General features: G+C 71.6%; 18 protein-coding genes and 1 riboswitch. Of the genes, 9 read left to right on the top strand and 9 right to left on the bottom strand.

The genetic code is table 11. The features are described 5' to 3' along the window. Window positions 1-8: 8 nt before the first annotated feature. From AB0927_RS27050 to AB0927_RS27040, 3 genes are read right to left on the bottom strand one after another with little or no spacing between them, the layout of a single operon-like run. Complete coding sequence (locus AB0927_RS27050) at window positions 9-863, bottom strand: xanthine dehydrogenase family protein subunit M (protein ID WP_366670321.1); 855 nt, start codon at window positions 861-863, stop codon at window positions 9-11. Continuing rightward, the gene (locus AB0927_RS27045) at window positions 860-3,235 is read right to left on the bottom strand and encodes a xanthine dehydrogenase family protein molybdopterin-binding subunit (protein WP_366670320.1); all 2,376 of its coding nucleotides are present in this window, start codon (window positions 3,233-3,235) and stop codon (window positions 860-862) included. The genes AB0927_RS27050 and AB0927_RS27045 overlap by 4 nt, the downstream gene beginning before the upstream one ends. Then, the gene (locus AB0927_RS27040) at window positions 3,232-3,714 is read right to left on the bottom strand and encodes a (2Fe-2S)-binding protein (RefSeq protein WP_366670319.1); all 483 of its coding nucleotides are present in this window, start codon (window positions 3,712-3,714) and stop codon (window positions 3,232-3,234) included. The genes AB0927_RS27045 and AB0927_RS27040 overlap by 4 nt, the downstream gene beginning before the upstream one ends. 305 nt (window positions 3,715-4,019) lie before the next feature. Here AB0927_RS27040 and AB0927_RS27035 point away from each other — a divergent pair, with 305 nt between their 5' ends. After that, window positions 4,020-5,045, top strand: coding sequence for an alcohol dehydrogenase catalytic domain-containing protein (locus AB0927_RS27035; RefSeq protein WP_366670318.1), 1,026 nt, complete (start codon window positions 4,020-4,022; stop codon window positions 5,043-5,045). A gap of 95 nt (window positions 5,046-5,140) precedes the next feature. Here AB0927_RS27035 and AB0927_RS27030 read toward each other — a convergent pair whose 3' ends face one another. Continuing rightward, window positions 5,141-6,001, bottom strand: coding sequence for a bifunctional 5,10-methylenetetrahydrofolate dehydrogenase/5,10-methenyltetrahydrofolate cyclohydrolase (locus AB0927_RS27030; RefSeq protein ID WP_366670317.1), 861 nt, complete (start codon window positions 5,999-6,001; stop codon window positions 5,141-5,143). A gap of 25 nt (window positions 6,002-6,026) precedes the next feature. Continuing rightward, a riboswitch (ZMP/ZTP riboswitch) is annotated at window positions 6,027-6,107 on the bottom strand. A gap of 378 nt (window positions 6,108-6,485) precedes the next feature. Next, window positions 6,486-6,851, bottom strand: a complete 366-nt coding sequence (locus AB0927_RS27025) for a nuclear transport factor 2 family protein (RefSeq protein ID WP_366670316.1) — start codon at window positions 6,849-6,851, stop codon at window positions 6,486-6,488. 328 nt (window positions 6,852-7,179) lie between these two features. Here AB0927_RS27025 and AB0927_RS27020 point away from each other — a divergent pair, with 328 nt between their 5' ends. The 6 genes from AB0927_RS27020 (at window position 7,180) to AB0927_RS26995 (ending at window position 11,465) form a co-directional block, all read left to right on the top strand. Further along, window positions 7,180-8,268, top strand: coding sequence for an S-(hydroxymethyl)mycothiol dehydrogenase (locus tag AB0927_RS27020; RefSeq protein WP_366670315.1), 1,089 nt, complete (start codon window positions 7,180-7,182; stop codon window positions 8,266-8,268). Then, window positions 8,268-8,897, top strand: coding sequence for an MBL fold metallo-hydrolase (locus AB0927_RS27015; RefSeq protein ID WP_366670314.1), 630 nt, complete (start codon window positions 8,268-8,270; stop codon window positions 8,895-8,897). The genes AB0927_RS27020 and AB0927_RS27015 overlap by 1 nt, the downstream gene beginning before the upstream one ends. Window positions 8,898-8,925: 28 nt before the next feature. Then, window positions 8,926-9,294 carry a DUF4180 domain-containing protein gene (locus AB0927_RS27010; protein ID WP_366670313.1) on the top strand — a complete coding sequence of 123 codons (369 nt, stop codon included), beginning with the start codon at window positions 8,926-8,928 and terminating at the stop codon, window positions 9,292-9,294. A 101-nt stretch (window positions 9,295-9,395) separates the two neighbouring features. Then, window positions 9,396-10,190: an SDR family NAD(P)-dependent oxidoreductase gene (locus AB0927_RS27005; RefSeq protein WP_366670312.1), complete on the top strand. Its 795-nt coding sequence runs from the start codon at window positions 9,396-9,398 to the stop codon at window positions 10,188-10,190. A 185-nt stretch (window positions 10,191-10,375) separates the two neighbouring features. Continuing rightward, a complete protein-coding gene (locus tag AB0927_RS27000; protein ID WP_366670311.1) occupies window positions 10,376-11,074 on the top strand; it encodes a L,D-transpeptidase in 699 nt (232 codons plus the stop codon). Between the two features lie 205 nt (window positions 11,075-11,279). Beyond that, window positions 11,280-11,465, top strand: coding sequence for a hypothetical protein (locus AB0927_RS26995; RefSeq protein WP_037652576.1), 186 nt, complete (start codon window positions 11,280-11,282; stop codon window positions 11,463-11,465). A 55-nt stretch (window positions 11,466-11,520) separates the two neighbouring features. Here the strand turns inward: AB0927_RS26995 and AB0927_RS26990 are convergent, their stop codons facing one another. Next, window positions 11,521-12,351: an SAM-dependent methyltransferase gene (locus AB0927_RS26990; RefSeq protein ID WP_366670310.1), complete on the bottom strand. Its 831-nt coding sequence runs from the start codon at window positions 12,349-12,351 to the stop codon at window positions 11,521-11,523. 172 nt (window positions 12,352-12,523) lie between these two features. Here AB0927_RS26990 and AB0927_RS26985 point away from each other — a divergent pair, with 172 nt between their 5' ends. Then, window positions 12,524-13,702, top strand: a complete 1,179-nt coding sequence (locus tag AB0927_RS26985; RefSeq protein ID WP_366670309.1) for an aminotransferase class I/II-fold pyridoxal phosphate-dependent enzyme — start codon at window positions 12,524-12,526, stop codon at window positions 13,700-13,702. Window positions 13,703-14,440: 738 nt separating this feature from the next. Here AB0927_RS26985 and AB0927_RS26980 read toward each other — a convergent pair. Together AB0927_RS26980 and AB0927_RS26975 are read right to left on the bottom strand one after the other, a co-directional pair. Beyond that, complete coding sequence (locus tag AB0927_RS26980; RefSeq protein WP_366670308.1) at window positions 14,441-15,139, bottom strand: SDR family oxidoreductase; 699 nt, start codon at window positions 15,137-15,139, stop codon at window positions 14,441-14,443. 395 nt (window positions 15,140-15,534) lie between these two features. Beyond that, window positions 15,535-16,080, bottom strand: coding sequence for a S1 RNA-binding domain-containing protein (locus AB0927_RS26975; RefSeq protein WP_366670307.1), 546 nt, complete (start codon window positions 16,078-16,080; stop codon window positions 15,535-15,537). A 98-nt stretch (window positions 16,081-16,178) separates the two neighbouring features. Here AB0927_RS26975 and AB0927_RS26970 point away from each other — a divergent pair, with 98 nt between their 5' ends. After that, window positions 16,179-16,532, top strand: coding sequence for a DUF5959 family protein (locus AB0927_RS26970; RefSeq protein ID WP_366670306.1), 354 nt, complete (start codon window positions 16,179-16,181; stop codon window positions 16,530-16,532). Between the two features lie 356 nt (window positions 16,533-16,888). Here AB0927_RS26970 and AB0927_RS26965 read toward each other — a convergent pair whose 3' ends face one another. After that, entirely contained in the window at window positions 16,889-17,344 is a 456-nt protein-coding gene (locus AB0927_RS26965) for a hypothetical protein (protein WP_366670305.1), read from the bottom strand. Window positions 17,345-17,739: the final 395 nt, after the last annotated feature.

Raw genomic sequence — 17,739 nt, 5'->3', positions numbered from 1 at the left:
ATCGGCGCTCACCCCATCCCGGCGGCGGTCAGCACCGCCCGCTTGGTCAGCACCTGGGCCAGATGCGCCCGGTAGTCGGGCGAGGCCGACGCGTCCTGCCCCGGCCGCGCGCCCTCGGCCGCCGACCGCGCGGCCAGCGCCACCGCGTCCGGTCCGTCGGCACCGGCCAGCGCCGCCTCCGTCGCGGCCGCCCGCAGCGGGGTCGCGCCCATGTTGGTCAGGCCGACCCGCGCCTCGGCGATGCGCCCGTCCTGACGCCGCACCATCGCCGCGACCCCGACGATCGCCCAGGACTGCGCCACCCGGTGGAACTTCTCGTAGTGGAAGCCCCACCCGTCCCGCTTCGGCAGCCGTACTTCGACCAGCAACTCGTCAGGCTCCAGGGCGGATTGGAGGTAGTCGACGAAGAACTCCCGGGCGGGGACGGTGCGTCGGCCGTTCGGGCCCACGGCGACCAGTTCGCCGTCGAGCGCCAGGACGACCGCGGGCAGGTCGCCGGCCGGGTCGGCGTGCGCCAACGAGCCGCCGAGCGTGCCGCGATGCCGTACCGCCGGATCGGCGACGGTGGCCGTGGCGGCGGCCAGCAGCCCGGCGTGGCGGCGCACCAGCGGGTCGCGGATCACGTCGTGGTGGGGGGTGAGCGCGCCGATGACCAGCGTCTCGCCGTCCTCGCGTACCCCGCGCAGACCGGGGATCCGGCCCACGTCCACGACGAGTTCGGGGAAGGCCAGCCGCAGCCGCAGCAACGGCAGCAGGCTCTGGCCGCCGGCCAGCACCTTCGCCTCGTCGCCCGCCTCACCGAGCAGCCCTACGGCCTCCTCGACGGTTCCGGGGCGGGCGTACTCGAACGCCGGGGGAATCATGCCGTCGCCTCCCTCACCGCGCGCCACACCCGTTCGGGGGTGCAGGGCATCCGTACGTCGTGCACGCCGAGCGGCCGCAGCGCGTCCACGACGGCGTTGACCACGGCGGGCGTCGAGGCGATCGTCCCGGCCTCGCCGACCCCCTTGACGCCGAGCGCGTTGGAGGACGCGGGGGTCTCGGTCCGGGCGGTCACGAACTCCGGCAGGTCGGCGGCCGAGGGCACGAGGTAGTCGGCCATGCTGCCGGAGACGAGGTTGCCCTCGTCGTCGTAGACGGCCTCCTCGTACAGCGCCTGCCCGATGCCCTGCGCGAGCCCGCCGTGCACCTGCCCCTCCACGATCATCGGGTTGACCACATGGCCGACGTCGTCCACGCAGACGTACGACCTGATCCGCGTCCATCCGGTCTCCGTGTCGACCTCGACCGCGCACAGATGGGTGCCGTGCGGGAAGGAGAAGTTCTCCGGGTCGACCACGTGTTCGGCGTTGATGGACGGTTCCACGCCGTCGGGCAGGTCGTGGTTGGTGAACGCCTCGAAGGCGATCTCCTGGATGGACCTGCGTGCCTCCGGGGAGCCCTTCACGGAGAAGACGCCGTCCCGGAACTCCAGGTCCTGCTCGCTCGCCTCCAGCAGGTGCGCGGCGACCTTGCGGGCCTTGTCGACCACCGTGCTCGCCGCCCGGTGCACGGCCTCGCCGCCGACGGCCAGCGACCGCGAGCCGTAGGTGTCCATGCCCTGCGGGGACGACCTGGTGTCGCCGTGCAGCACCTCGACGTCCTCGAAGGGCACCCCGAGCACGTCCGCCGCGATCTGGCTCCAGCAGGTCTCGTGGCCCTGCCCGTGCGGGCTGGTGCCGGTGACCACCTCGACCTTCCCGGTGGGCAGCATCCGCACGCTCGCCGCCTCCCAGCCGCCCGCGCCGTACCGGAGGTCGCGCAGCACCCGGCTCGGCGCCAGGCCGCACATCTCCGTGAACGTCGACACGCCGATGCCGAGGCGCACCGGGTCGCCGGCCTCGGCGCGGCCGCGCTGCTCGGCGCGGAGCTCGTCGTAGCCGAACAGGGCGAGCGCCTTCGCGGTGGCCGCCTCGTAGTCGCCGCTGTCGTAGGTCAGTCCGGCGATCGTGGTGTACGGGAACTCCTCGTGCCGGATCCAGTTGCGGCGCCGCAACTCCACCGGGTCCAGGCCCAGTTCGGCGGCCAGCTCGTCCATGATCCGCTCGATGGCGAACGTGGCCTCGGGCCGGCCGGCGCCCCGGTAGGCGTCGGTGGGGGTACGGGTGGTGAAGACGCCGGTGCAGGTGAACTCGTAGGCGTCCATCTTGTAGATCGCCGGGTACATGAACGCGCCCAGGATCGGGACGCCCGGCGTGACCAGCATCAGGTAGGCGCCCATGTCCGCGATCAGGTCCACCTTCAGGCCGAGCAGCCGGCCCTCACGGGTGGCCGCGACCTCGATGTCCTGGATCATGCCGCGCCCGTGGTGGGTGGCGAGATAGCCCTCGGAGCGGGACTCGGTCCACTTCACCGGCCGCCCCAGCCTGCGGGCGACCGCGAGGGCCACGGCCTCCTCGCCGTACACCTGGAGCTTGGAGCCGAAGCCGCCGCCCACGTCCGGGGCGATCACCCGCAGCTTGTGCTCCGGGATGCCGGTGACCGTCGCGAGCATGATCCGCAGGATGTGCGGGATCTGGGTGGCCGAGTACACGGTGTACTCGCCGGAGGCGGCGAGCGGGGTGACGACGACCGCGCGCGGCTCCATGGCGTTGGGGATGAGCCGCTGCTGGTGGTAGCGCCGCCTCACCGTCACCTCGGCGCGCTCGCGCACGGCCCCGAAACTCTCGCCGGTGGCCAGCGGCCAGGTGTAGCAGCGGTTGGTGCCCTTGTCGGAGTGGACCAGCGGGGCGCCCTCGGCCAGCGCCGCCTCCAGGTCGAGGACCGGGGGCAACGGATCGTAGTCGACCTCGATCGCCTCCAGCGCGTCGGCCGCCGCGTACCGGTCGCGCGCCACCACGACCGCCACCGGGTCGCCCGCGTACCGGACCTCCCGCACCGCGATCGGCGGGTGGTCGGGCAGCACGATGTCCTCGGTCACCGGCCACGCGCAGGGCAGCGAGCCGAGGCCCTCGGCGAGGTCCGCGCCGCTGAACGCCGCGACGACGCCGGGGCGTTCGAGCGCCGGGGCGACGTCGACGCGGGTGACGCGGGCGTGCGCCATCGGGCTGCGCAGGATGGCCAGGTGCAGCATGCCGGCGACCTGGATGTTGTCGGTCCAGTTGGTCTGGCCGGTGAGCAGCCGGGCGTCCTCCTTGCGCAGCCGGGAGCGGCCGACCTCCCGACCGGTCTCGCCCGCTACGGCCTGATCGGTCATGCCGTGACCTCCTCGCTGACCTGCTGTCCGGAGGCGGCGAGCACCGCGCGGACGATGTTCTGGTAGCCGGTGCAACGGCAGAGGTTGCCCTCCAGGGCGTGGCGCACCTCCTCGGAGGCGGGGCGCGGGTTCTCCCGGAGCAGATCGCGCGCGGCCATGATCATGCCCGGGGTGCAGTAGCCGCACTGGAGACCGTGCTGCTCGTGGAACGCGCGCTGGAGCGCCGTCCACTGCCCGTCCTTCGCCAGGCCCTGCACGGTCGTCACCGCACAGCCGTCCGCCTGGACGGCCAGCACCGAGCAGCTCTTGGCGGTCGCGCCGTCCAGGTCGACCGTGCAGGCCCCGCAGCTGGAGGTGTCGCACCCGATCGGGGTACCGGTCAGGCCGAGGCGGTCACGCAGGTAGTGGGCGAGGAGCAGCCGGGGCTCCACGTCGTCCTCGTAGGTCGTGCCGTCGACGTTGACCTTGATGTGCGTCATGTGCCCTCCAGACCGTGCGGGCAGGAGTCGTTATCAGCCGGTCCGGCGTGATGTAGGTCACTCTATGACCGGGGTGTGTGCCCGGCGAGCGCTGCGCCCCCGCGCCGGCCGCGCATCGCCAGGCTGATCTTCGTCGACGAGATCGACCGGCGAGGCGGACACACTCGGCGCGCGCGATCGCGCCGGAACTGGTCTGCTGGGGGAGGGACGGGCCGTCGTACCGTCCGGGGGAGTGGCGGCCGTCGCACCCGCTGACCGGGACCGCCCGCCCCTCGTCGCTCGCGAACCCATCTGCGGAGAGATGCATGAGTAGCTACCGAGTCGCCCAAGTGACCGCGGCGAACGGCACGTTCGAGCTGGTCGAGCGCGAGGTTCCGCGGCCGGGGCCGGGCCGGGTGCGGATCGCCGTCGAGGCGTGCGGCGTCTGCCACAGCGACGCGATGTTCGTCGCCGGCGCGCTGCCGGGCGTGACGTTCCCCGAGGTGCCCGGACACGAGATCGCCGGGCGGATCGAGGAGCTGGGCGAGGGGGTGGGCGAGGGCGGCTGGCAGGTCGGCGACCGGGTGGCCGTGGGCTGGTTCGGCGGCAGCTGCGGCCACTGCCGGGCCTGCCGTGAGGGTGACTTCATCGTGTGCCAGAACCTGGAGGTGCCGGGCTGGACCTACGACGGCGGCTTCGGCGAGCAGGTGATCGCGCCCGCCGACGCCCTGGCCCGGATCCCGGACGCGCTGGCCGCGAGCGACGCGGGACCGCTGGCCTGCGCGGGTGTGACCACGTTCAACGGGCTGCGGCGCAGCGCGGGGCGCCCCGGTGACCTGGTCGCGGTGCTCGGCCTCGGCGGACTGGGGCACCTCGGGGTGCAGTACGCGACCGCGATGGGCTTCGAGACGGTCGCGATCGCCCGGGGCCCCCAGAAGGCCGACTTCGCCAAGCAGCTCGGCGCCCACCACTACATCGACAGCACCGCCGCGACCCCGGTCGCCGAGGGGCTCCAGTCCCTCGGCGGCGCCAAGGTCGTCCTGGCCACCGCAGGCAACTCCGAGGCCATCTCCGCCACGGTGGACGGCCTGGCCCACCGCGGCGAGCTGGTGGCCATCGGCGCCGACACCACGCCCCTCGACGTCAGCCCGGCCCAGCTCCTCATGGCCGGCCGCGTGCTCAGGGGCCACCCGTCCGGGACCTCGCGGGACGTGGAGGACACGATGGCGTTCAGCGTCCTGCACGGCATCCGGCCGATGACGGAGAAGGTGCCGCTGGCGGAGGCGGACGCGGCGTTCCAGAAGATGATGGCGGGGCGTGCGCGGTTCCGGATGGTGCTGACCACCGGGTGAGTGCCCGACTGACCACCGGGTGAGTACCCGAAGGGCGGCCGGGCCCGGCCACCGCGTCCGATTCGGACTGCGGCCGCGGCCCCGCCCCCCCCCGCTCAGGCCGCCGCGAGCCCCCCGGCGGCGGCCTCCGCCGCCGTCACCGTCTGTTCCAGCAGCGTGGCGATCGTCATCGGGCCGACACCGCCCGGCACCGGGGTGATCAGCGAGGCCCGTTCGACGGCCGAGTCGAAGTCGACGTCGCCGACGTTCCCCGGGTTGTAGCCGGCGTCGATCACGACCGCGCCGGGCTTGATGTCCTGGCCCCGGATCAGCCGCGGCCGGCCGACCGCGGCCACCACGATGTCGGCCTCGCGGACGGCCGCCGACAGATCCCGGGTGCGCGAGTGGCAGTACGTCACCGTCGCGTCCCTGGCCAGGAGCAGCATGCCCACCGGCTTGCCGAGGATGGCGCTGCGGCCCACCACCACGGCCCGCTTCCCGGCCGGGTCGACGCCGTACTCGTCCAGCAGCCGCAGGATGCCGCCGGGTGTGCAGGAGACGAAGCCCGGCAGACCGAAGCTCATGGTGGCGAATGAGGCGAAGGTGACCCCGTCGACGTCCTTCTGCGGGGCGATCGCCTCGAACGCGGCCCGCTCGTCGATGTGGTCGCCCACCGGATGCTGGAGCAGGATCCCGTGCACCGCCGGATCGGCCGACAACTCCCGCAGCGTGCCCACCAGTTCGGCGGTGCTCGTGTCGGCGGGCAGGGCCACGTGCCGGGAGGTGATACCGGCCTTGCGGCAGCGGTTCTGCTTCATCCGGACGTAGGTCACGGACGCCGGGTCCTCGCCGACCAGCACGGTCGCGAGACAGGGCGCGACACCGGTGCGCGCGGTGAGTTCGGTGGCCCTGCGCGCGGTGTCCTCGACGATGCGACGGGCGAGGGCGGTTCCGTCCATGAGACGGGCCTGGGTCATGCGGCACACTCCTGAGCTGGATCGATTCTCTCGCCCAGGCGCGCGGCAACCACCACGGGCCGCTCCCCGGTGGTACTCCACCTCAGCGCCAGTCACGGCCCGCGTACAGCGTAACCGAGGCGCGTACGGGGCCGGGGGCAGGGCGTCGGGAGGCTCGCGCCGCCACCGTCGCGACGCTCATGCCCCGGCCGTCGCGGCCCCGAGATCCGCCCCAAGTCCTGGCAGCGTCAGGGGAGTCGGGGACCTCACCGAGACCGGCCGTGCCGGAGCCGCGGTGCACGCGGTGCACGCGGTGCACGCGGCACCGCGGGACGCGGGCGCACCCGCACCGCCTTCAGCACCGACCGCAGCACGGCCGCGGTCACCGGGGCGCCCGCCGCGGTCACCGGCCCGCGTCGCCGGGGCCGCGCCCGGCCCGCCACCGCGCGAGCCGAGAAAGTCCAGGTCAGCCGGGAGCTGACCTGGATCCTCGCGAACCTCCTGCCTACTCGTCCCATGCCTGGATCAGAATCTGTTCGGCGATCTTCCCGTCCCGCAGCGTGATCATGGATTCGGCGAGGACACGGGTGCCGTCCCCGTACTGGCAGGACTCGGTGAACGCGGCGTGGTCGCCCTGCACCACGCACCGGTCCAGCTTGTGGGTCATGTCGCGGCGGTAGACGTCGTCGAGCATCTCGGCGATCTGCCCGCGGCCGTGCAGGACCTTGGGATGGCTGGGCTGGGTGTTGCGGTCGATGATGCGGATCTCCGCGTCGTCCGCGTACAGGGCCAGCAGCGTGTTCCCGGTGTTCCCCTCGATGCCCCGGCGCAGTGTCTCGGTGTCGAAGGCGGAGCCTGTCGCGGTGCCCATGTGGTGACCTCCTTCAGGCGCTCGCGGCCCGGTGCGGCGGACCGTACGGCCCCGTCTTCGAGCGTCCTCCGGCCCGGCGGCCTCGGCAAGCGCGCGGGGCGCGCTGCGACCGGCTCGGCGGACTCCACCAGGTCACCGACGCGGGGCCCGACGTGGGGCCCCGACGTGCGGTCCCGACGTGGGGTCCCGACGCGCGGCCCCGGACGGACGCGGGTCGCGGCTGGCCGTCGGAGGGAAAGATCCACGATCACCGCCGTGGCCCGTCCCGCCGCATGTGGGGACGCGCGTAGGGTCAGCATCGTAAGCACTCGATGGAAGGAACCAGACCATGGCGCAGGAAGTACGCGGCGTGATCGCACCGGGCAAGAACGAGCCCGTACGAGTCGAGACGATCGTGGTGCCGGATCCGGGGCCGGGCGAGGCCGTCGTACGCGTCCAGGCCTGCGGTGTCTGCCACACCGATCTGCATTACAAGCAGGGCGGCATCTCCGACGACTTCCCCTTCCTCCTCGGCCATGAGGCCGCCGGTGTCGTGGAGTCGGTCGGCGAGGGTGTCACCGAGGTGGCGCCCGGCGACTTCGTCATCCTCAACTGGCGTGCGGTGTGCGGCAATTGCCGGGCCTGTCTGCGTGGCCGCCCCTGGTACTGCTTCAACACCCACAACGCGAAGCAGAAGATGACCCTCGCCTCCACCGGCCAGGAACTGTCCCCGGCCCTCGGCATCGGCGCGTTCGCCGAGAAGACCCTCGTCGCGGCCGGCCAGTGCACCAAGGTCGACCCGTCCGTCTCCCCGGCGGTCGCGGGCCTCCTCGGCTGCGGTGTGATGGCCGGCATCGGCGCCGCCATCAACACCGGCAATGTCGGCCGGGGCGACTCGGTCGCCGTCATCGGCTGCGGCGGCGTCGGCGACGCGGCCGTCGCGGGGGCCAACCTGGCCGGCGCGGCGAAGGTCATCGCCGTGGACATCGACGACCGCAAGCTGGAGAAGGCCCGCGCCCTGGGCGCCACCCACACCGTCAACTCCAAGCAGACCGACCCGGTCGAGGCCATCCGCGAGCTGACCGGCGGCTTCGGCGCCGACGTCGTCATCGAGGCGGTCGGCCGCCCGGAGACGTACAAGCAGGCCTTCTACGCCCGCGACCTCGCCGGCACCGTCGTCCTCGTCGGCGTGCCCACCCCGGAGATGAAGCTCGAACTGCCCCTGCTGGACGTCTTCGGCCGCGGCGGCGCCCTCAAGTCCAGCTGGTACGGCGACTGCCTGCCCTCCCGCGACTTCCCGATGCTCATCGACCTGCACCTGCAAGGCCGGCTGCCGCTCGACGCGTTCGTCACCGAGACCATCCAGCTGGACGAGGTGGAGAAGGCGTTCGAGCGAATGCACCAGGGCGACGTGCTGCGCTCGGTGGTGGTGCTGTGATGACCGCCCGCATCGAACGCCTCGTCACCGCAGGGAAGTTCGCCCTCGACGGCGGTAGCTGGGACGTCGAGAACAACGTCTGGATCATCGGCGACGACGACGAGGCGATCGTCATCGACGCCGCCCATGACGCCCAAGCCATCGCCCGCGCCGTCGGCGACCGCCGGCTCACCGCCATCGTGTGCACCCACGCGCACAACGACCACATCGACGCGGCGCCCGAACTGGCCGACCGCACCGGCGCGGTCATCTGGCTGCACCCCGACGACCTGCCGCTGTGGCGGATGACCCACCCCGACCGCGAACCCGACCGGCTCCTCGTGGACGACCAGGTCATCGAGGCGGCCGGCGCGGACCTCACGGTGCTGCACACTCCGGGGCACGCCCCCGGCGCGGTCTGCCTCCACGACCCCGGACTGGGCGTCGTCTTCACCGGCGACACCCTCTTCCAGGGCGGCCCCGGCGCCACCGGCCGCTCCTTCTCCCACTTCCCGACGATCATCGACTCCATCCGAGGCAAGCTGCTCACCCTCCCGCCCGAGACCAAGGTCCTCACCGGCCACGGCGACTCCACCACCATCGGCGACGAGGCCCCCCACCTGGAGGAGTGGATCAAACGCGGGCACTGAGCCGCACCCCGCGCATAGGGTCACGACCATGACCACGAACACGCTCGTGACCCTGCACGACGTCCGCGTCCTGCGCTGCGCTCCCGACGGCCCGCCCCTGGACGGCGAGCGCGCGGCGCTGGACCTGATCGGCGACGCCTTCGGAGGGGACGCCCAACTGGTCGAGGTGCCCGTGGCCCGGATCGCCGAGGAGTTCTTCCGGCTGCGGTCGGGCGTCGCGGGCGCCGTCGTCCAGAAGTTCGTGAACTACCGGGTACGGCTCGCCGTCGTCGGCGACATCTCGGCCCACCTCGACGCGAGCGACGCCCTGCGCGACTTCGTGCACGAGTCCAACCAGGGCGACCAGTTGTGGTTCCTGGCGGACACCGACGCCCTCGCCGGGCGGCTGGCCCGGTAGGGGCGTGCGGGGGCGCCCACAACCGGCTCGGGGCGAACGGAAGTTGGGGCGATGCCGCGCAAGGCGGTGAAAGACCGCGCGTACGGTCGTACCGTCGCCCCATGAGCGAACACACTCGTTTCGCGGGACACGGAGTTCTCGTCACCGGAGCGGCCCGCGGCATCGGTGCCGTCGTCGCCCGGCGGCTCGCCGAGGAGGGCGGCCGGATCCTGGTGACCGACCGGGACCTGCCCGAGGCCGAGGGGACCGCCGCCGGGCTGCGCCGACAGGGCCTGGCCGCCGAGGCGTTCGCGTGCGACGTGGCCGACCGCGACGCCGTGGAGGCGGCCGTGGCCCGCGCCGTCGACGCCTTCGGCTCCCTGGACGTCCTGGTCAACTGCGCGGCCCACTGCACCCCGGACGGGCCGCGCTTCGAGGACGGCTCGGACGAGACGTGGGCGCGCGACCTCGACATCACCCTGACCGGCGTGCACCGCTGCTGCCGCGCCGCCCTGCCGCACCTGGCCGCCTCCGGACGCGGGGCGATCGTGAGCATCGGTTCCGTCAACGGCCTCCAGGACTTCGGCAACCACGCCTACAGCGCCGCGAAGGCCGGTCTCGGCTCCCTGACCCGCACCCTCGCCGGGCACGCGGCGGCCCGGGGCGTCCGGGTGAACCTCGTGGCGCCGGGCACGGTGCGCACCTCGGCGTGGGAGGGGCGCGACGACGACCTCGAAGCCGTCCGCGCCCTCTACCCGCTGGGCAGGATCGGCGAACCCGAGGACATCGCCGCCGCGGTCGCCTTCCTCGCCTCCCGCGACGCCGCCTGGATCACCGGTACCACCCTCGTGGTCGACGGCGGCCTCACCGCGGTGCACACCGGCTTCCACACGGCCATGGGGCATCCGCGCGACTGACCTTCCCGGCATGTTCCGGTACGGCCGGCGGCGCGGTGTGGAAGTTCACCGTTTCGTCACAGCGTGAGCAGAACCACAACGCAGACAGGCCCGCTCGGGTCTACTTGTCCGAGATCGTAGGAATCGCGCGGGAAAGCACCCGGGGGAGTCCCCGGGCGAACCGGCAAGAAGGAGAAGAAGCCCTCATGGGGGACATACGCAGACGAGGTGTCGTCGTACTCGGCGTCACGGGCCTGGTGGCGCCGCTCACACTCGCCCTCACCGCGGCACCGGCCCAGGCCGCGGGCAACTGCACCACATCGACGGGGCCGTACCAGAAGCAGGTGGAGAAGTTCCTCGGCCGGCCGGTCGACGGCCGGCAGTCCGCCGCCGACTGCAAGGCCACCCAGGCGTTCCAGAGCAAGCACGGAATCACCCCGACCATCGGCTACGCCGGGCCCGTCACCTGGGGCGTGATGGACCTGATGAATCAGCAGAAGGCCGTGGGGAACAACCCGAACAAGAGCGGGAAGTGCCCGGTCAACAAGGGCCGGATCGCCTGTGTGGACCTGACGCACCAGCTCAGCTGGATCCAGGACGGCAAGAAGCTCGTCTACGGCCCGGTGCCGGTGCGCACCGGCCGCAAGGGGTACGTCACCCGTACCGGCCTGACGACGGTCTACTGGCGTGACATCGACCACGTGTCGAGCCTCTACGACGTGTCGATGCCCTACAGCCAGTTCTTCAACGGCGGCGAGGCCTTCCACTCGGTGGGCCTGAGCATGTGGAACCCGCCGGGCTCGCACGGCTGCGTCAACATGACCCCCAAGGACGCCAAGAAGTACTGGTCGCTGCTGCGGACGGGCGATGACGTCTTCGTGTACGGGCGCAAGCCGGGCACCTGAGCGTCCAGCCGTCCGCTCGCCCGCGCCCGCTTCGAGCGGGTGCTGTGTGTTTGCTCACCCTCGTCCGGCGTCCCTGTGCGGCCGCCGGGTGAGGGCCGGGTGTGAACTCCCGCACGTGCCTTGACACATCGACGTGATGAGCGACACGGTCCGAAATGTCCCTATCGGGAGTGCTTGCTCACAGCGCCTTCACCCCGATCGGCATATGCTTCACAGCATGTCCACCACTCTTGAAGCCGCCTCCGAGCGATCGGCCGCGGAGGTCAACGAGGAGATCCGGGCCCTGTGGCGCCGATCGGGCGGGACGCTGACCAGCGAGCAGCGCAAGCAGTACCAGCGCCTCGTGATGGAGTGGGCCGCCGCGGCCCCACGGCCGTACCGGGCGGTCTGACCTCGCGACGCGAACCCGCGACCCCGATCGGGCGTCGCGGGTCCCCGGACCGTCCTCAGCCCTTGCGGGCCACCCCGCCGAACATGGCGACCTCCTCCGGCTCGGCCCCGTTGTCGTGCTCCGGGCGCCAGCGCGAGCAGGAGACCACACCCGGCTCCAGCAGCTCCAGGCCCTCGAAGAAGCGGGCGACGTCCGCCGGGGTGCGCTGGGTCAGCTTCGGCGTGCCGTGCTCGTTCCAGAACTTCACCGCCTCGTCCACGTCCGGCATCTCGGGATGCGTGACCGTGTGCGACAGCACGAGGTGGCTGCCCGCCGGAAGCCGCTCCATCAACTGCCGTACGAGCCCGTACGCTTCCTCGTCCTCGCCGATGAAGATGACCACGCCGAGCAGTATCAGCGCGACCGGCTCACTGAAGTCCAGCGTCTTCGCGGCGTGTTCGAGGATCGCGTCCACGTTGCGCAGATCCTCGTCCAGGTAGTCGGTACGGCCCTCGGGCGTGCTCGTCAGCAGGGCGCGCGCGTGTGCCAGGACCAGCGGGTCGTTGTCGACGTACACGATCCGCGACTCCGGCGCGATGCGCTGGGCGACCTCGTGCGTGTTGTCGGCGGTGGGCAGCCCGGTGCCGACGTCCAGGAACTGGCGGATGCCCGCTTCCTTGACCAGATGCCGCACGGCCCGGCCCAGGAACAGCCGGTCCGCGCGCGCGTACTCCCCGATGCCCGGGTGCAGTTGGCGGATCTGGTCGCCGGCCGCCCGGTCGACCTCGTAGTTGTCCTTGCCGCCGAGCCAGTAGTTCCAGATCCGCGCCGTGTGCGGCTGGCTGGTGTTGATACGGGCGCGCAGCGACACCGCCACGTCGTTGGTGGCTGCGGGGTTGTCGGTCACGTGCGTCAGCTCCTGGGTGCCTGGAGAAGTACTTCAACCTTCAAGGCGCAATCTAATCCCCCGAGTTGCCCCGCGCCGCCGGTCCGCCCGATTCCGCGACCGGATCCCCCTCGCCCCGCCCGTCTCCTCCGTCCCGTTCCGGCTCACCGCGCGGCCCCTTATCTTGTGCCCCATGACCAGCTTCCCGCGTGACACCACAGGCGAACCGGACCCGCTGCGCGCCCTCGGCATCGAGCGGCTGCGCCGTCGTACGAGCATGAAGTGGCGCACCTACCCCGAGGACGTCCTCCCGCTGTGGGTGGCCGAGATGGACGTCCCGCTCGCCCCGCCCGTCGTAAGCGCCCTCACCGACGCGCTCGCCCTGGGCGACACCGGCTACCCGGTCGGCACCGCCTATGCCGAGTCCCTCGCCGGCTTCGCCGCCCGGCGCTGGCACTGGGAGGGGATCGCCGTGGAGCGTACGGCGATCGTTCCGGACGTGATGCGCGGAGTGGTCGAGATGCTCGGACTGGTCACCGGACCGGGCGATCCGGTGATCGTCAACCCGCCGGTGTACCCGCCGTACTTCGCCTTCGTCACCCATATGGACCGCCGCGTGGTGGAGGCTCCGCTCGGCGCGGATCTGCGGCTCGACCCGGCGGCACTGGAGGAGGCCTTCCGGCGGGCCACGGCGGGCGGTGGCCGCGCCGCCTACCTGCTGTGCAGCCCGCACAACCCCACCGGCACCGTGCACACCGCCGCCGAACTGACGGCCGTCGCCGAGCTGGCCGAACACCATGGGGTGCGGGTCGTCGTGGACGAGATACACGCGCCGCTCACCGCCCCCGACGTCCCCTTCGTGCCGTACCTCAGCGTGCCCGCCGCCGCCCGGGGCCTGTCGCTGACGTCGGCTTCCAAGGGCTGGAACCTCGCGGGTCTGAAGGCCGCCCTCGCCCTGGCGGGCCCCGAGGCCGCCGCCGACCTGGCCCGGCTGCCCGAGGTGGCGGGCGACGGCGCCAGCCACCTCGCGGTCATCGCGCACACCGCCGCCCTGCGCGAGGCCACCGGCTGGCTCGACGCCCTGCTCGCCGGGATCCAGGCCAACCGGCGCCTGCTCGACGCCCTGCTCGCCGAGCACCTGCCCGAGGTCCGCGTGCACCCCGCCGAGGGCACCTACCTCGCCTGGCTCGACTGCCGCGCCCTCGGCCTGGGCGACGACCCCGCCCAGGTCTTCCTGGACCGCGGCCGGGTCGCGCTGTCCGCCGGTCTCCCCTTCGGCACCGGCGGCGCCGGCCACGTACGCCTCAACCTCGCGACCTCGCCGGAGATCCTCACCGAGGGAGTACGCCGGATGGCCGCCGCCCTGAAGTGAGCGGGGCTCCTGGGCGGTTTCGTTTGGATCACCGGGCGGAGCAGAGGAAGAGGCCTGCGGTGTGCGGTCCGGCCGGGTGGATGGTCGCGGTCTTCTCGTAGCGGGAGGCTATACCGCGCCACTGCTTCAAGCGGTTGATGCACCGCTCGACAGTGTTGTGCTTGGGCCTACTGGTCCGACGAGGCGGAAGTCCTGGGCGCCCGGGCCTCCAGCCACCGCGACCTGGCCCAACCCGAGCCCGCCGCGAACGTGTTCGCCCAACCGCACGCGCTCATCGACTCCAGGCACGCCCGCACCACCGCCCTCTACACCGCACGACAGGCCGATGCCCTACTCGACCTGGGCGACGTGGAGCGCGCGTGCGCGTCTGCCCACCGAGCCCTGGACCTTACCGAAAGGATCAGCTCTCACCGCAGCACCGGCCCGCTCCGAGACCTGACCAGCCGCCTCGCCCACGAGACAGCCCCTGCGGCCAGAGAACTGCGAGAACGCGCCCGAGCACCGTGGCGCACGACGTGATGGCCGCCACGCACGGCAGCCGGGACGGGGAGCCGCCATCGCCCGGCAATCCAAGGAGCAGTTCGCCGCCTCGATCACCCGGGAGGATCTCTCCTGGCTGCGCGAAGTGTCCTCCCTGCCCCTGGCACTTGAGGGCGTGCTCGCCCGCCTTCGGCCTGCACCGCGTGGTGCGCGGCGGGGCCGAAGGCGCCTTGTCGTACGGTCGTTGGGAGCGCGGCGTCAGCCGACCTGTCCGGTCGGCCGCATGGTGATGTGGTTGATGTCCACGCCCGCGGGCTGATTGGCGGCGAAGACGATCGTGTCCGCGACCTGCTCGGCGGTCATCACCGGCGCAGCCTCGGGGGTGCCGCCGCGCTCGTCCCAGAACGGGGTGTCCACCACCCCGGGGGCGACGACCGTCACACCGACCCCGTCCTTGCCGACCAGCAGCCGGGTGTTCTCGGCCAGTGCGTGCGCGGCCCACTTGGTGACCGAGTACAGGTTGCCAGGCGTGTTGCGCACCACGGCGACCGAACCGATGATCACGATCCGGCCCTTGGACTCCCGCAGGTGTGGCAGGGTCTCCCGCACCAGCAGGGCCGGGCCCAGGACGTTGGTGAGGACCATGGCGCGCATGTCCTCGGGGGCGTGGCTCTCCAGGTTGCCGGGCAGTGAGAAACCGGCATTGGCGATGACGTTGTCCAGTCGGCCCCACGCCTCCACCACGCGGCGCACGGCGGAGGCGACGTCGTGCGCGTCGCTGGTGTCGCCGGTGATCGTCAGCAGCCGCTCGCCCGCTGCGGCCGAAGCAGCGAAGGCGGCCAGCTTGTCCGCGTCACGTCCGGTGACGGCCACGTGGTGGCCCTGCTTGAGCAGGGCGCGGGCGGTGGCGGCGCCTATTCCGGTCGAGCCGCCGGTGATCAGCGTGACGGGTTCCATGGGACGGCCTCCTCGGCGATGTGGTCATCGGGGCTTCGCCAGGGCCCCGGATGTCGATGAACACGAGGTGGCGCGTGAGGTCGACCGACTCCAGGCCGCCGGTCCCCCGAAACGCCTGCACTATACCCGCCGTTCTTCCCGCCAAGCCGGTACGCCATAGCTGACCGGCCATGATGCGCACGACTGGGGCCGAACCCGCGCTGCTGGCCGCCTTGTTGGGACCTGCTCGGCGCGCAGGTCCCAGGCTGCGCTGACGCTGTAGATGTCAGCGGCGGCTGATCACGGCTCGCGTGTTCTTCGCGGAGTTCCCACGCTGAAGCCCGGCCATGCGGGTCTCCAGGCTCTCGATACTTCAGGAATTCACGTCGGGATTCGGCTCCATGTGGCGCCTCGCCTCAACGTCCGTTTGGTGCGGCCAGGAGGATCCGACGTCGCTCGGGGTCGACGTCGAGGATCGTGACCATCAGCTCCTGCCCTTCCGCGACAGCCGTCTCAGGGAATTCTTCTGGTCGCATGAGCCCTTCGACGCAGTCGGCGACTTGGACGAAGGCGCCGATCGGCGTGAGCTTGGTGACCTGGCCACTGACGGTCTGGCCGATCGTGTCAGCGAATGAACTCAGCAGATCTGCGTGTTCGTCCCACTCGGTGAGCTTGATCTTGACCTGGTGGTTGTGATCGGCATGCCACAGGACGAGTCCGGCAACGTGCTCTCCAACGTGCGGAAGTTCCATGCAACGGGGCATGGCGGTGATCTCGGCCAAGCCGATGGCTTCGGGGTGGTGATCGATGGCGAGGAAGACGCCGAATGGCGCGCGGTCGACGACCTCGCCGGTGACCGCGGTGCCGAGGGGGAGGTCGCGAACGGTGTCGGGCCAGGCGGCTACGACGAGGGTTCCATAGTCCTTGTCGCTCTCCCAACCGGGCCAAGGGTATTCGGGCATAGCTGGATCATGGCAGGTTCGGCCCTGATACGGGGTGGGTCCGTTCGTCGGTCATGGCCTGCAGACGTTGGGGCCCGGCCGAGCAGCGGTGGCGGGCCGTGAATGCGCCCCGCCTCGTTGCTCTGCCCTTCGTGCGTGGCGCCCTCAAGACCTGGATCTTCCCCGAGGATCTGCGGCAGTGGCAGCAGGCTCTGGACTCGCTCGACACGGGCCGACACATCGCTTGGCGCGAGGGAAAACGCGCTCCGTGGCTGTTCATCGAACTCGACGAAGAAGGCGACCGGTGCCAGGTCACGATCAAGGACCATTTCATGTCCCTGACGACAGTGACGGTCACCGTTCCGTTGGCCGACGCCTGGTTCGACGACGCGTACCAGCGCCTGGACTTGGTCTGGGGACCTGGACATGACCGTATGCAACCTCGTTGGGTCGCGGGCTCGCCACGGGCTTGATCCACAGGTCTTGACCAGCAGTCACTGACCACGGAGGAGATCGACAAGGTCCGTCGACGGGCCTTTGGCGGCACCGCCGCGCCGGTGTCCGATGTCGAGCTGGGCATGGGGATGTACGACAGCGTCTATCGCGTCACCTTGACCGGACGTGCGGAGCCGGTGATCCTGTGTGTCGCGCCGCCGGAGTCCCGCCAAGCGCCTGCGCTGCGCCGCCGAGATCGGGTGCGCCGCCGCCGGCGGCACGTTCGTCGCGTTCGCCCCGGACATTCATCTGCAGCGCTGCCTTGCCTGGGTCGACGCCGTCGGGAGCCCCGGTACCGGCGAGTTCGCCAGTACCGAGGCCGTGGTCCGTACGGTCAGTACGTCGGGAACCAGCCGGTGCACTTCGTCGTGCCGCCGTGCCGGCCGCACGCTCGGACGTACCGGTTGTCGACGAGGTTGACGGCGCGCGTCCACCGCATGGTCTTGCCCGAGGCGACCTTGTAGGGGCCGCACAGGTGGTACCGCGCCTTCGAGTGGTCCGCCCAGTCCAGCCAGACCTTGTCCCCCGCTTTGGCCTTCCAGATCTCGGCGAACCAGATGTTGTCCGAGCCGCGCTCCTGGTACTCCAGGCCCACCTTCGCCGAGCCGATCTTCTTGGTGGACTCGGAGGACCACATGCGTCCGGTCTTCACCTTGTAGGCCGGCCCGCAGCTGTAGTTGATGATCGCGCCGGCCGCCGCTCGCGGTTGGGCGGCCTGCGCCTGGAGAGGCGTGGCGAGACCCAGGAACAGGGCCGCGCCCGCCGCCAGGACCGGTAGCGTCCTCTTCACGGTCTTCCCCCTTTTTCTTCCCCCCCCGGCGCGTTCGGGCTCCTCCCGTCGAGTCGCCCGTGCCGAGCCGCGCGCGGTGATCCGTCAAGAGTGCTGGGACGCCGACCGCGCCGCATCCGATGGTGGTTGGAACTCCGCCTGCAACCCCGGCGGTAGCCGCCCGGCAGGTACACCGCACGCGGTAGGCGCGTGGCATGGCGGCCGAAGTGCTGGCCGCGTTTCCCCAAGGCGGGCAGAACGGAGACCTGCCGTGACATCCCGCCGCCGTACCGGCCCAGCGACGACGTCCGCGCCACAGTGCTAGTTGTATTGACCCGTGAGGTTGGGGACGCGGCTGGCGGGTGGTTGGCCTTTCAGCGCGGTGTGTCCGCGGTGGTGATTGTAGGTGTGCAGCC

The organism is Streptomyces sp. NPDC048106 (assembly GCF_040706415.1).
Lineage (GTDB): Bacteria > Actinomycetota > Actinomycetes > Streptomycetales > Streptomycetaceae > Streptomyces.
The sequence above is the reverse complement of the archived record's forward strand: the minus strand, read 5'-3'. Positions and strand labels throughout refer to the sequence as shown.